We start from the raw sequence: 15,126 nt of genomic DNA on the forward strand, positions 1-15,126 counted from the left end.
AATAAATTAATAAACATCCTGAAAAACAGTCGTTTAGTCATAGAATAGCAAGCTTTTCGTCATGGAAAAGTAAGGTAGAAAGCTTTTTTTAGGGCCTATTAAGAGGGCCTATTATTAATTATTATGAAATAAAATTAACTAATAACATTCACCTCGCGTTTCAGCGAAACGCCAAATTTAGTGTACACACTGTCTATGATTTGCGACGAAAGACTGTACACTTCTTCGCCCGTTGCACCTCCGTGATTGACCAAAACGAGGGCCTGATTCTTCCAGGTTCCTGTGTGACCGACCACTTTTCCCTTCCATCCGCACTGCTCGATAAGCCATCCGGCGGCCAATTTTACAAGCCCGTCACCAGCCGGATAATTTACTACTTCAGGAAATTTTGATTGCAATTGCTGAAACTGCTCCGAAGATATAACCGGGTTCTTGAAAAAACTTCCTGCGTTACCAATGGTTGATGGGTCTGGCAATTTAGATACACGTATATGGGATACCACCCGGGATACATCTTTAATAGTAGGCTCACTGATATTGCGGTTAGCCAGTTCCTGCTCTATCGCGCCATATTTTAGATTGATATTTGGAATAAGCGACAAACGGAACTTTACAGATAAAATAATGTACTTGTTTTTCAATTCATTCTTAAACACACTATCGCGATAACCAAAGCAGCAGTCCTCTTTAGTAAAGTTCTTAAACTCGCCGGTAGCAATTTCAAAAGCACGGCAACTGCGGAACACATCTTTCAACTCGACACCATAGGCTCCGATATTTTGTATCGGCGATGCGCCAACCGATCCGGGGATCAGGCTCAGGTTCTCGATACCGGCATATTGCCTATCGACACAATAATTAACCAGGTCGTTCCAAACCTCACCAGCACCTGCTTCCACAAAAACCTCTTCGTGATTGATGCGATGCTCAATACCACGGATATTCATCCGGATAACCAATCCGTCAAAATTCTTTACGAAAAGCACATTGCTCCCCCCGCCGAGCACCAATCGCTCCACTTGCAGCCATTGCGGGTCCATAAACAGTTCGGTCAATTCTTCTTCGCGATTGATCTCGACAAAATATTTTGCCGAAGCATCGATACCAAAAGTGTTAAAGTTTTTAAGGGATACGTTTTCCTGTATTTGGAGCATGGAGTTCATTCAGCGTTATATCGGGGTGAATTTCGGAAATTTAATTGAGTTTGTTTAGGATGATGACTGTCAATCAATCATACTAGTGAAAAATCGTATATTTACATAGTTGATTATATCATGAAAATAATACCTGTAGTAAGAAAAGCAGTACTAAAAGATATTGACGAAGAGCTAGAAGACATGCAATATTGGTTATCCAGGCCTGCGCACGAACGGATGGCTGCAGTAACTCAACTCATATCAAAAAGCCTTAAGCCCGGGCAAAGAATGGATAAAACTATGGTAGTTAAAAGAAAACTTCATCCATGAACCTGGAGCAGGATTTCGAAGACTTTGTCGCTTTATTGAACAAACACCATGTTAGCTACATGATTGTTGATGGATATGCATTAGCCTTTCATGGAAAACCCCGACACACAGGCGACCTCGATATATGGATTGAAATATCAAATGACAATGCCGAAAGGATGTGTAAAGCTATTAACGAATTTGGTATGGCATCTTTAGGAATGCAGAAAGAAGACTTTTTGAAAAAAGGAATAATTACCCAAATAGGGTATCCCCCATTACGTATAGATATTTTGAATGAAATTGACGGTGTAGACTTTAAAGATGCCTACGACCATAAATCAATTATTGATATTGATGGACTAATGATAAATTATATCGGATTGGATGATTTGATAAAAAATAAAACTAGCAGCGGCCGTCAACAGGATTTAACGGATGTTAATTCGTTGAAAAAGCTCAAGAAAAAACTTTAAAGTGTTAAAATTTTTAAGGGATGCGTTTTCCTGTATTTGGAGCATAGAATTCATTCAGTATTATACGAGAGGTGAATTTCGGAATTTAATTGGGTTTATAATATCACAGGAATTTCTATGATTTTTCTAGAAAGACATCGGCATACGGTAATCGTCTCGATGAGCATAAATCACAGTTGTTTTTGATTTAAGTGTCACAAGATTATTTGAGATATCTACTTTATAAGTGCCAGCAAAAATATTTTCAAAAGAATTAACAGTAATTATGATGTCATCTCCTTCTTGCCATTGCCCAACAACACTATTGCTATTTACCCCAGGTAAAGTAATTCTGTGATTTTTATCGAAGCTCATTTGTTCATCGCAATCTGCTTCCCCATTTCTATCCGTCGTCATCTTTATAAAAATGCCAGTAGTTTTCGGTCCAATAAGGGTACTTTTATAATAGATCTTGTCAACACACCATGAATTGCTCGTTAAAATATCATATAACGATGGCCTGAAAATAAAATATAGTAATGTTGTAATAGTGATAACGAAAATTACAGTTAGAAGAATAATTCCGTTAGCAGCGCTTATACTCTTAAAAAAAGGGATAGAAGATTTTTTCTGATCAATTTGAGTAAGCAGATCTGATTTAATAGGTTCGTCTTTAATATAACCCAGTTCTGTTAAAATATCCCTCGCCCTTTCAACGTCTTCTTGTAATACCTGAAGTTTAACCCCGCCAATAGCGTTCGAATAAAGATTATAAGATTGAACTGTTAATTCGTCTTTAACAAAAAACATTGGATATCTTCCGATTCAAGTCTTCCCTTGATTATCCAAAGTTGTTGGGGGTATTGTACAGTTAAAACGGTTACAAAAGTGTCCATAAGGTTGGTATAAAAATATGGTTTCCTCTTTAAGAATTATACTACTATTTATGATTCCTTTGCTTTTTAAAAGGAAATCTCTGCCTGCTGCTATACAACCCAACTTTTTTAATTATTTTGGAAACTTATTAAACTTATTAACAACTTAACTAAAAGATATGACCACCATTACAATTTCCGAAAACACCGACGTTAAAAAGCCCGCAATCAACCCTATCATTATTATAGCGGCGTTGTTCTTTATTTTCGGATTTGTTACCTGGTTAAATTCGGTATTGGTGCCATACTTAAAAATCGCCTGCGATCTGAGCAGCAATGTACAGGCTTATCTGGTAGTAACAGCCTTTTATTTACCTTACCTGGTAATGGCGGTTCCCTCCGCATGGCTGCTCAAAATGCTTGGTTTCAAAAATGGTATGGCGGCGGGGCTCGTTATTATGGCTATAGGTGCTGTTATATTTATCCCGGCTGCAATTACACGTACTTATGCGCTTTTTTTATTAGGGTTATTTGTGCAAGGCTCCGGACTAGCTGTTCTGCAATCTGCATCAAATCCATTCATAACTATTTTGGGACCTCCGGAAAGTGCAGCCAAACGGATAAGCATCATGGGCATTTTCAATAAGGCGGCAGGCTCCCTGGCTCCCATAGCTTTGGGTGCGGTTGCATTAAAAAACATAGACGGATTAAAGAAAACATTACTAACCCTCGATGCGGTTCACAAAGCGGCTGAACTTGACAAATTAGCCTCAAGAGTGATCGTGCCTTATATTTTGATGGTTGTGGTGTTGATCGTTTTAGCTGTGTTGATCTACTTTGTCAGCCTTCCGGAGATTGATACTAACCACGAGGATAAAGATGTTGCTGCTGCAAATGCCGGTAAAACCAGTATTCTTAATTTCCCGCATTTAATATTAGGAGTGATTGCCCTGTTTTTATATGTAGGCGCCGAAGTTATTGCAGGTGACTCGATCATCAGTTACGGTGCCTCATTGAATATACCTCTATCAACCGCAAAATTTTTCACTACCTGCACACTCGTTTCGATGATAGTAGGGTATTTAATCGGTATATTTTGCATACCGCGTATTATTACCCAGCAAAAAGCATTGGTTGTATGCGCTGTTTTAGGATTTATTTTTACAACATGTGCGCTAATTGTTCACGGCTATTACTCTGTATTTTGCATTGCATTACTTGGGTTGGCCAATTCTTTAATGTGGCCTGCTATCTGGCCTTTGGGCCTGTCAGGCTTGGGCAGGTTTACAAAAATAGGTTCTTCCTTATTAGTAATGAGTATTGCTGGAGCCGCAGTTTTTCCTCCCTTATATGGATTTTTGGTTGATAAGATGTCTGCCCAATCTGCATATGCAATGTTGATCCCGATTTATCTGTTTATCCTATATTTTGCTACTATAGGTTACAAAAAAGGCAAGCACGTGGTAGCGGTATAGTGCTATATACTTTCCAAAAAGGACAATAAAAAAGCGACCCTATTTAGGTCGCTTTTTCTTTATAATAAAATCCGAAATCGGAATTCCGAAATCCTAAATCAGAATATAAAGTCTCCCCTACAAGGGGAGATTTAGAGGGGGCTTAAATATGTATCGGCCTGTTATCCGTAGCAGCCAAACAAGCTTCTCTAAATGCTTCAGTAAAAGTAGGGTGCGCATGACTCATCCTGGAGATATCCTCTGCAGAGGCACGATATTCCATCGCCACAACAGCTTCACTGATCATATCTGCAGCACGCGGACCGATCATGTGTACGCCCAATATTTCGTCAGTAGTAGCATCAGCTAAAACTTTTATAAACCCATCCAGGTCACCGCTCGCTACCGCACGGCCATTTGCCCTGAAAGGGAATGAGCCTGTTTTATATTTTACGCCCTTTTCTTTCAGTTGTTCTTCTGTCTGACCAACAGCAGCAACTTCCGGCCAGGTATATACTACACCCGGTATCAGGTTATAATCGATATGTGGTTTTTGCCCAACAATACTTTCCGCCACAAAAGTTCCCTCGTCTTCACCTTTATGTGCCAGCATCGCGCCTCGAATTACGTCGCCTATAGCATACACGCCTTTAACACTAGTTTCCAGGTGCTCATCTACAGTTACTTTTCTAGTGCGTTCCTCTACAGTTAGCCCGATCTTATCTAAACCTAAATTATCTGTATAAGCTATACGACCAACAGCAACCAGGCAGTAATCACCTTTCAATTCTTTCTTTTCACCGTTTGGTGCATCAAAGGTCACGGTAACTTCCTTGCCTTTTACAGTGGCCCCGGTAACTTTATGGCCGGTATAAAATTCCATGCCTTGTTTAGATAGTACTCTCTGTAATTCTTTACCAAGCCCACGATCCATCGTGGGGATGATAGAATCCATAAACTCGATCACAGATACTTTAGCACCCAAACGTTTATAAACTGAACCTAACTCTAACCCGATAACTCCACCGCCGATCAATATCAGGTGTTTTGGTACTTCGGTCAGGGTCAAAGCCTCAGTAGAAGTAATAATGCGTTTTTTATCGATCTTGATAAAAGGCAGTGTTGATGGTTTTGAACCAGTAGCTATGATGATGTTCTTGCCAGTGATCTCCTGGTTGGTGCCATCTGGTTTTTTAATGATGATGGTATTTTTGTCTTTAAACGAACCTATACCCTGGATGCCATCTATTTTATTTTTCTTGAACAAAAAGCTGATACCGCTGGTGTTTTTATTCACCACATCTACTTTTCGTTTCATCATCTGCTCCATATCAACAGAAAGATTTTCCAGGTTGATACCATGCGTTTTAAAGGCATGCGAAGCGTTATAATAATGTTCGGATGAGTCTAATAAAGCTTTTGAAGGAATACAACCCACGTTTAAGCAGGTGCCTCCGTAAGTAGCATATTTTTCGATACAAGCGGTTTTTAATCCTAGTTGGGCACAACGAATAGCCGCTACATAGCCGCCAGGACCAGAGCCGATAACGATAACATCATATTGCATAGTAGTATGTAATTATTGGTGCGCCAAAGGTAAGTATTTTAGGGATTAGTGATGATTTAATTGGAGATTAGTTGACTTAAGGATTATAAATTCACTTCATCATTCAATATTCTTTATTCGATGTCCGATATACAGCAGGGCCAAGTGCGATGCCTTCCCCAGCAATCGGGTGAAGGAGGGGGTTAGGGTAAAATTTAGCGATCAATTAACCAGTGATTAGCTTTCACACAGGTACTTCAACATTCAAAATTCATTATCCGGTGTTCGATATTAAATAATAAAGGAACATTGTCATCACTAACTAACCAATCGCCGGTTAACTAATCATCACCACCCATATATTAACAGATAATCCCCGGTATTTAACCCTTATTGTAAAAGGATTGCTATATACTGGTCTATATAACAGATTACTTACTAAATTAGGTTCTGAAATCAAAAAACCCATAATGAAGAAAATTACTTTACTTTTTATTACACTCCTGTGCTTTTACACAGGTGCTTTTGCACAAAGCGACTATGTGAAGGAGCACTTCACCAAGAAGGAAGTTTATATCACCATGCGTGATGGTATAAAGCTCTTTACTGCTATTTACATACCAAAGGATGCTTCGCCGCAAAACAAGTATCCCGTTATGATGCAGCGTACCTGCTACAGCGTTGCCCCTTATGGCGAAAGCAAATATCCACCGCGCCTGGGCCCGTCTGAATATATGATGAAGGAAGGCTACATTTTTGTGTACCAGGACGTACGTGGCCGCTGGAAAAGCGAAGGCACCTGGACCAATATGACCCCTGTAATAGATGATAAAAAAAGCAAGAAAGATGTGGATGAGGGCTCCGATACTTATGATACTATCGACTGGCTGATCAAGAACGTTGAAAACAATAACGGGCGCGTTGGCCAATGGGGCATATCCTATCCCGGTTTTTATACGGCAGCGGGCATCCTGTCAAACCACCCGGCTTTAAAGGCCTCATCACCGCAGGCCCCTATCTCTGATTTCTTCTTTGACGACTTCCACCATAACGGCGCTTTTATTGAGGGCTATTTCTTCACCTTCCCGGTTTTTGGCGTGCAGAAAAAAGACACCACCACAAAAGCATGGTATAGTATGCTGAATGCCGGCACACGCGACGGGTTCCAGTTTCTGCTTGACCTTGGCCCGCTTAAAAACGCCGATAAATATTATCACGATAACTTTTTCTGGCAGGAAACCGTCAACCACCCAAGTTATGACGAGTTCTGGCAAAAAAGAAATCTGCCCAAACACTATGGCAAAGTAAAACCTGCGGTAATGCTGGTTGGCGGTTGGTATGATGCCGAAGACCTTACCGGTCCGCTGGCCATCCACAGGGCTATTGAAAAATCAGATCCTAACGCCTATAACACCATCGTGATGGGGCCTTTCGGGCATGGGCGCTGGTCGCGCGAGACGGGGCATACCATGCACTCCAGCGTTTACTTTGGCGACAGCGTAGCTACCTTTTACCAGAAAAATATCGAGGCCAAATTTTTCAACCACTTCCTTAAAGGCAATGGCGACAAAAACTCGGGCCTGCCCAATGCCTATATGTACAATACCGGCAAAAAGGACTGGGAAACTTTTGATAAATGGCCTGCACCAAATGCTACGCACCAAAAATTATATTTAGGGGCGGATGGTAAATTGGCCAACAGCCAACCTACGGCAGGCACTTCCATGTCTTTTGTAAGCGACCCGTTAAAGCCTGTACCTTATACTGAAGATAACTCAACTACCATGGGTTTCACCCCGCATAATTACATGAGCGAGGATCAGCGTTTTGCGGGTCGCCGCACAGACGTGCTGGTTTATGAAACTGATGTTTTAAATGACGACGTTACCCTGGGCGGCGAGATCATGGCCCACCTTAAAGTGGCCACCACTGGCACCGATGCTGATTGGGTAGTGAAGCTGATAGACGTTTATCCGCCAAATGAGCAGAACAACCCTTACATGACAAACAAAAGCATCATCCTTTCCAACTACTGGCAAATGGTGCGTTCTGAAGTGATGCCGGCACGTTTCCGCAACAGCTTTGAGAAGCCCGAAGCAATGGTACCTAATCAAAAAACAGACATCAACTTCCGTCTGCAGGATGTGTTGCATACCTTTAAAAAAGGCCACCGTATTATGATCCAGGTACAAAGCACCTGGTTCCCGCTGATCGCACGCAACCCTCAAAAATTTGTTGACAATCCTTATAAAGCTGACGAAAGCGATTATATAAAAGCTACGCATTCTGTTTATGATGACAGCTTTATTGATGTAGAAGTATTAAAATAAATAACAGGTGCCGGGAGCAGGTACAGCGATGAGCAGTAGCTTGCCGCTGTACCTGCTTAATGGCACTTGAAATAAAAACACGACATGAAAAAACTGGTGGCCTTTGCGGCAATATTGGTCTTATTGAATAGTAGCGCTCATGCGCAGCTTTTGGAAGAAAAAACCAAATTTACCCGTGGTGATACATTGCGTGGCACACTCACTCCCTTACGTACTTGTTACGATATCAATTATTATCATTTAGATGTGAAGTTCGATATCGATAATAAATTCATCAGCGGCAGCAACCTGTTTAAATTTACTGCTACGCAGGATTTTAATAAACTTCAATTCGACCTGTTTGATAATCTGAAAGTTGAAAAGGTAGTTTACAAAGGCCAGGAAGTTCCTTTCAAACGCGAGTTCAATGCTGTATTTGTTGCTTTTCCTTCTACCATAACAAAGGGCAGTCACGATGAATTTACGGTCTACTACTCAGGCAACCCTACCATCGCCAAAAATGCACCGTGGGATGGGGGCGTGATGTACGTACAGGATACAATAGGCAAGCCATGGGTAGCAACTGCCTGCGAAGGCGTAGGTGCAAGCATCTGGTGGCCTAATAAAGATCATCTCTCTGACGAAGTGGACAGTATGCTCATCAGTATCAGCGTACCAAAAGGCTTAAAGGATGTATCCAACGGCCGCCTGCGTAAAGTAACTGAATTGAATGATGGCTATACCCGCTTCGACTGGTTCGTGGCTAACCCGATTAACAATTATGATGTGGCAGCCAATATTGGTGATTATACCGAATTTACAGATACTTACAACGGCGAAAAAGGCAAACTAGACCTTGATTTTTGGGTGCTGCCGGCTGATCTTGAAAAAGCAAAAAAGCAATTTGATGCCAATGTAAAACCGATGCTCAAATCATTTGAATATTGGTTTGGCCCCTACCCTTTTTATGAGGATAGCTACAAACTGGTAGAAACGCCACACTTAGGCATGGAACATCAAAGTGCCGTAGCCTATGGTAATAAGTTTAAAAATGGATACCTCGGGTATGACCTGTCCCGCACAGGCTGGGGACTTAAGTGGGATTACATTATTGTCCACGAAAGCGGCCACGAATGGTTTGGAAATAACATCACCGCGAAAGACCTGGCAGATATGTGGATACATGAAGGATTTACCTGCTATTCAGAATCTTTATTTGTTGAAAGTCAATTTGGCAAAAAAGCAGCACAGGAATATGTGCACGGCCTGCGCCAGGACATAGGCAACAAGAGTCCGATAGTAGGTGTATATGGCGTAAATAAAGAAGGTGCCGGGGACATGTATTCAAAAGGATCGGTCTTGTTGAATATGGTGCGGACGATCATCAACGACGATGATAAATGGCACAGCATACTACGCGGACTAAATAAAACCTTCTATCATCAAACCGTTACTTATGATGATATCATTGGCTACATCAATAAACAATCGGGCATGAACTTATCGCCGGTTTTTGACCAATATTTGCATTATAAGGATTTAGCTACATTGCAGATCACCTGGCAAAATGGTAAGCCTTATTGCAAATGGACAGCCGATGCAAAAGGCTTTGACATGCCTGTTAAGGTGCGCATTAAAGGCGGCGAATATAAATTCATCACTCCAACCACAACCTTAAAACCGCTTGATTTGCCGGGCGCGACTAAAGACAACCTTGAGGCAGATACATTTAATTATTATATCAAATTATCGGGCATACAAAAAGGCAGTTGATACGCGGACGCTTCTGGCAACTTCTGCATTTGGCTACAAATAAAATATTATGACTAAGAAATCTCTTTTTTTAACAGTACTGGCATCAACACTGATTGCCTTTAACACTTTTGCCCAACTAGGCACCAATAAAGAAACTTTTACCCGTGCAGATTCATTGAGGGGCTACCTTTCGCCTTTGCGTACCTGTTATGATATCAATTACTATCATCTGGATGTGAAGTTTGATATCCCCAATAAATTCATCAGCGGTAATGTGCTGTTCAAATTCACCGCTACGCAGGATTTCACTAAACTACAATTTGATCTGTTCGCTAACTTAAAAGTGGAAAAAGTAGTTTACAAAGGCCAGGAATTGCCTTATACCCGCGAGTTTAATGCCGTATTTGTTACGTTCCCGCAGCCTGTTGTTAAAGGCAGCAAAGAAGAGTTTACCGTTTATTACTCGGGCAATCCAACTATTGCCAAGCGCGCGCCATGGGATGGCGGCGTTGAATATAATGTTGATTCATTAGGTCACCCTTGGGTATCTACTGCCTGCCAGGGAATGGGTGCAAGCGTATGGTGGCCAAATAAAGATCAGCAGGCTGACGAGGTTGATAGTGCATTGATTAGTATAAGTGTACCTACAGGCTTAAAGGATATTTCCAATGGTCGTTTACGCAAGGTTACTAAGTTGAAAGATGGTTATACCCGTTTCGATTGGTTTGTAGCTAACCCGATAAATAATTACGATATCGAAGCCAACATAGGTGATTATGCCCATTATAGTGATACTTACGATGGCGAAAAAGGTAAACTAACACTTGATTTCTGGCCGTTGAGTTATAATCTTGAAAAAGCCAAAAAACAATGGGGCGATAATGCCAAACCTATGCTAAAAGCCTTTGAATACTGGTTTGGCCCATATCCTTTTTATGAAGATGGTTATAAGTTGATCGAATCGCATCACCTGGGTATGGAGCATCAAAGCGGAACAGCTTATGGCAATCACTATCACAATGGATATCTAGGCCGCGACCTTTCCGGAACAGGCTGGGGCTTGAAATGGGACTTCATAGTAGTACACGAGAGTGGTCACGAATGGTTCGGCAATAATATCACCTCAAAAGACCTGGGCGATATGTGGATACACGAGAGCTTTACCAATTATTCCGAATCCTTGTTTGTCGAAAATAAATGGGGTAAACAGGCAGGTCAGGAATATGTACACGGTACTCGTTTTCTGATCGTGAATGACCGCCCTATAGTAGGGCCTTATAATGTCAATAAAGAAGGATCTGGCGATATGTATTATAAGGGCGGAAACCTGCTTAATATGATCCGAACGATCATTAACGATGATGAAAAATGGCGCGGTATCCTGCGTGGTCTCAATAAGACTTTTTATCATAAAACAGTTACTTATGATGATATTGTAAATTATATCACTGAGCAATCAGGTACTAATTTGTCACCTGTATTTGATCAGTACCTGCATTACAGAAATCTGCCAATACTTGAGTTTATGACAACCCGTGAAGGTAAGCTGGCTGTTCGCTGGCAGGCTGATGCAAAAGGCTTTAATATGCCTGTCAAAGTAAAAATAAAAGGTGGCGAATACCAATACATCAAACCCACAACCCGGTTTACACCACTTAATATTGAAGGGACCACAAAAGACAACTTAGAAGTGGACACATTCAATTATTACATCGGAATATTGATGGACTAGCATTCATAATTTCGAACATCGAATATTGAATAATTAACACTGAAGTATTAACTTCATTATTCGAAATTCAGCATTCGATGTTCGATATTATAGGTAAATGATATGTATCTTTTGAGATTATTTGCGAACTTCATGCAACCTTTTAACTTAACCCGCGTCATATCTGTAAACAAATAAAAAATGAGATCATTGACTAAAATATTACTGGCTGTCAGCCTGCTTTCAGGACCAGCCAGTATTTATGCTGCTCCGCATATTTCAACAGATATCGTTGTATCCAAAATAGAAGACCGTCACTTAACAGGTTTTAATGCCGTAAGCCTGGGTGGTTCCTTTGATGTTTATATCACACAAGGTTCAACTGAATCCGTAAAAGTAGAAGCGCCTGATAATATTATCGATCATATCATCACCGAGGTGGATAATGGTGTTTTGAAAATTTATAATAAAAACGATAACAACTTTCACTGGGACGATCTTTTTGGCAACCATAAAAAGATAGCTGTTTATGTAACTGCAAAAGACCTGAACAGTATTGGCGTTTCAGGCTCTGGTGATGTTTTCTTTAAAGAAGGCATCCACACTAATTCCTTAAGATTAAAAGTATCCGGATCCGGAGATCTGTATGGAAAAGTTGATGTAAAAACCCTGGAAAGCGGTATATCCGGTTCAGGAGATGTGAAATTATCCGGCCATGCCGACAATTCAGCAGTGAGTGTTTCCGGTTCGGGCGATTTCGAGGCCAGAGGCTTGGTGACATCAAATACCATCGTACGTGTTTCGGGCTCGGGCGATGCATCTGTTAATGCCAGCAATAGTATATCCGCTTCCATTTCCGGTTCGGGTGACGTGCATTACACCGGAGGCGCCAAAAGCGTAATGTCATCAAAATCCGGAAGCGGAGATATTGAGAGAAACTAAAACACAGTTTTAATAATTATCTTTAAGCCTTGTACTTAAATGTACACGGCTTTTTTTTAACCTAATTTATCACAGTAATGAACCCTAAACTTCTTCATAATCAAGAGCTCGACAATTACAAAGAACAAGACAGCTTTAACTTTTTGACTAAAGCGGACGCTATAAAAATCTTTCTCGAACAAAATTCAACCGCATTAGAAAAAAGCAAAATGTTGGTTCTTTATGGAGACTGGGGTAGTGGCAAGACATCTTTGATGAGATACATTAATGACAACGTAGACCCAAATATCTATAAACCAATATTTTTTCATGCGTGGGAGCACGAGAAAGATGAAAATTTAGCATTGTCCCTTTGCGACGCCTTAACTGATGGATTAAATCGTAATAGTCAAATTGTTAAAAATTTCATGAAGGATGCTTTAATAGCTTTCAAAAGTTTTGCAAGTGGAATTACATTAAAGGCCCCTGGCTTTTTAACAGGTATAGGGCTAGATCTAGAAATTTCCGGTGAAAAAATTATAGAACAAATTAGTAAGTCAATTGACAACACCAAAAATCCTTCTTTTTATAAGACGAATAAAGAATTTAAAGAGAAATTTATAGAGGTTGAGCAACTTATATTAAAACAGGCTGGCGCACAAAAAATTTTAGTATTCGTTGATGATTTAGACAGATGTGAACCTGAAAATGTACTTAATCTCATTACTGCATTAAAGCTATTTTTTACTTACGGTGAGAAGACTGTATTTTTTTGTGGAATGGATAAAGAAGCGGTAACAAAAGCTGTAAAAACAAAATATAAAGATGTAGTTAAAGCAGAGGAGTATTTGGAAAAGGTCTTTGATGTTGCATTTAATATGCCGAAAATCTTTTCTCTTCAAAAAATACTTCAACCACATTTTCCTGGTGATGTAAAGCTCACTAATGGCAGGACATACTCTAACCAAGAAATAATAGAGGACTTTTTCAAATCAATTAGGTTTATTATTCCACGCCATCTAAAGAAAGTTTTAAGCAAGTATGAGATACTAAAATCATTTAAGGTTCTCAGTGCTATTCCAAAAGAAATGAGAGACCTTATACCTGATATCATATTAGATGAACAAAATGGCAATGTATTTGAAACTATATATTGTTTGTTTTTTATAATACTTTATGAATTCAATAACCAGGACTTCATTGAGTTGGAAGCTTATGAAGAAAAAATGACATACTATATAGAACCTATTTATCGATATTTTACCGCTCAAAATGATAATTATAAGTACAATAGCGCCATATCGTATGTAACTAACACTTTAACTTTGAAAGATTATAAGACTTTTAATGTTAAAAATTTGGTCACAGGCAACAGTATAGTTCAACGACAAGATGATCATAAATTCACAAAGTTCATATTGCTATTTGCGCACACAAAGCCAACCTATTTGACTGACTTTTCTGATAAGGATATACATGTTTTTCAAGACTCATTCAAAGACAAAGAGTTTTTGACTCTTTATTGTAAGTTCTTAATAAAATATAAAAACGATATACTCCACTATGGAACCGATTACCCCATTTGGAATCTTTTCGAGATGGTCAAATATCTACTTTAATTTTTAAACGTCGCTATCTTCCTTCTACCCAAATCATAGGTCAACTTAAATGCTTCCTGGTTACTTGTATAGCCGGGGTCTTTATGCACTGTGAAGATAAATTGTCCTTTTAAACGGCTAGCCACAAATGGGGTAATGATAAAATCGAGCCGGTTATAAAATTTCTTTTCGTAAAAGGAATCACCATAAATAATATGGCTTCCCTCGCCGGCATAAAACTCATTAAATATAGCAAGTCTCCAATAGCTTAAATAAGCGCTGGCGACAAAGCCCAGTGGTTTTTGCAACTGATCAACGCCCCGTGTTCTTTCTAAGGATACCATTCCGCCTGCTTCAATTGACAAGGAATCCAAAAAGGTCTTATGACTAAAATCTAATCCCAACCGAACTTGCGCACCACCATTATCCATGATATGATCGTCGGGCGTCAATATAGCCGCTCCCGCATCGTGCAATAGCAGAAAATAATGTGATATATAAAACGGTCCATAATGATCAGGCTTATATTTTCCCTCTAGTCCGAATAAAAACTCTTCGCGCTGGGTATCGGTTTGCCGGCTTACCCAATCGATCCACAAACTTTCGGTAAAGTCTTTGTTGTTACTGAGATAACGCAAAAACATACCTTCAATATTGGGACGGTAGTATTGAAGCGTATCATTTAGCAATGCGCGGGGATAATTATCTATTAAACCCGTACGGGAAAATTCACCAATATTAAACTGCCAGTTCTTATTATGGAACTGATAATAGGCTATCGGATCAACCTTTAAAAAGAAAGGCACCGCGCCAAATTCATGTAGCCCATTTGCTCCCACAACAAAACTATTCAGGCTATCTATATTAAGACCAAAATCAAGTGCGACGCGAGTACCTGAATAGGTTCGTGAGCGGGATACAAAATCTTTGTACTCGCGATTATCAAGGAAGCCTAAACCGCTAAAATCAACATCCAATGTAGTCTGCGCCATGGCCATGGCACTTATAAAGAAGGAAAAAAAGGCGGTGAGGTAGAATTTTTTATTCATATATGGTA

Annotated in this window: 12 protein-coding genes; 8 read left to right on the plus strand and 4 right to left on the minus strand. The window is 40.0% G+C overall.

What is annotated here, in order from left to right; translation table 11 throughout:
* Positions 1-134: 134 nt before the first annotated feature.
* Positions 135-1,154, minus strand: a complete 1,020-nt coding sequence (murB, locus tag ACPPVU_RS22425; RefSeq protein ID WP_426672219.1) for a UDP-N-acetylmuramate dehydrogenase — start codon at positions 1,152-1,154, stop codon at positions 135-137.
* 120 nt (positions 1,155-1,274) lie between these two features.
* Between murB and ACPPVU_RS22430 the strand changes: the two genes are divergently transcribed.
* Positions 1,275-1,466 carry a hypothetical protein gene (locus tag ACPPVU_RS22430; protein ID WP_426668967.1) on the plus strand — a complete coding sequence of 64 codons (192 nt, stop codon included), beginning with the start codon at positions 1,275-1,277 and terminating at the stop codon, positions 1,464-1,466.
* Positions 1,463-1,921, plus strand: coding sequence for a hypothetical protein (locus ACPPVU_RS22435; protein ID WP_426668968.1), 459 nt, complete (start codon positions 1,463-1,465; stop codon positions 1,919-1,921). Before ACPPVU_RS22430 ends, ACPPVU_RS22435 begins: the two co-directional genes overlap by 4 nt.
* Before the next feature lie 126 nt (positions 1,922-2,047).
* Here ACPPVU_RS22435 and ACPPVU_RS22440 read toward each other — a convergent pair whose 3' ends face one another.
* Positions 2,048-2,710 (minus strand): hypothetical protein, encoded by a 663-nt coding sequence (locus tag ACPPVU_RS22440; protein ID WP_426668969.1) that lies wholly within the window; start codon positions 2,708-2,710, stop codon positions 2,048-2,050.
* 244 nt (positions 2,711-2,954) lie between these two features.
* Between ACPPVU_RS22440 and ACPPVU_RS22445 the strand changes: the two genes are divergently transcribed.
* Positions 2,955-4,250: a sugar MFS transporter gene (locus ACPPVU_RS22445; RefSeq protein WP_426668970.1), complete on the plus strand. Its 1,296-nt coding sequence runs from the start codon at positions 2,955-2,957 to the stop codon at positions 4,248-4,250.
* Between the two features lie 142 nt (positions 4,251-4,392).
* On the opposite strand, the gene lpdA is transcribed toward ACPPVU_RS22445, so the two are convergent.
* Positions 4,393-5,796: a dihydrolipoyl dehydrogenase gene (gene lpdA, locus ACPPVU_RS22450; RefSeq protein ID WP_426668971.1), complete on the minus strand. Its 1,404-nt coding sequence runs from the start codon at positions 5,794-5,796 to the stop codon at positions 4,393-4,395.
* 449 nt (positions 5,797-6,245) lie between these two features.
* Here lpdA and ACPPVU_RS22455 point away from each other — a divergent pair, with 449 nt between their 5' ends.
* From ACPPVU_RS22455 to ACPPVU_RS22475, 5 genes are all read left to right on the plus strand, one after another.
* A complete protein-coding gene (locus ACPPVU_RS22455; protein WP_426668972.1) occupies positions 6,246-8,105 on the plus strand; it encodes a CocE/NonD family hydrolase in 1,860 nt (619 codons plus the stop codon).
* Between the two features lie 84 nt (positions 8,106-8,189).
* On the plus strand, positions 8,190-9,857 hold the full coding sequence (locus ACPPVU_RS22460; RefSeq protein ID WP_426668973.1) for a M1 family metallopeptidase: 1,668 nt from the start codon (positions 8,190-8,192) through the stop codon (positions 9,855-9,857).
* Between the two features lie 49 nt (positions 9,858-9,906).
* Positions 9,907-11,571, plus strand: a complete 1,665-nt coding sequence (locus tag ACPPVU_RS22465) for a M1 family metallopeptidase (RefSeq protein WP_426668974.1) — start codon at positions 9,907-9,909, stop codon at positions 11,569-11,571.
* Between the two features lie 180 nt (positions 11,572-11,751).
* A complete protein-coding gene (locus tag ACPPVU_RS22470) occupies positions 11,752-12,492 on the plus strand; it encodes a head GIN domain-containing protein (RefSeq protein ID WP_426668975.1) in 741 nt (246 codons plus the stop codon).
* A 77-nt stretch (positions 12,493-12,569) separates the two neighbouring features.
* Entirely contained in the window at positions 12,570-14,090 is a 1,521-nt protein-coding gene (locus ACPPVU_RS22475) for a KAP family P-loop NTPase fold protein (protein ID WP_426668976.1), read from the plus strand.
* Here ACPPVU_RS22475 and ACPPVU_RS22480 read toward each other — a convergent pair.
* Complete coding sequence (locus tag ACPPVU_RS22480) at positions 14,087-15,118, minus strand: hypothetical protein (RefSeq protein WP_426668977.1); 1,032 nt, start codon at positions 15,116-15,118, stop codon at positions 14,087-14,089. The genes ACPPVU_RS22475 and ACPPVU_RS22480 overlap by 4 nt on opposite strands.
* Positions 15,119-15,126: the final 8 nt, after the last annotated feature.

The organism is Mucilaginibacter sp. McL0603 (assembly GCF_049992945.1).
GTDB lineage: Bacteria > Bacteroidota > Bacteroidia > Sphingobacteriales > Sphingobacteriaceae > Mucilaginibacter.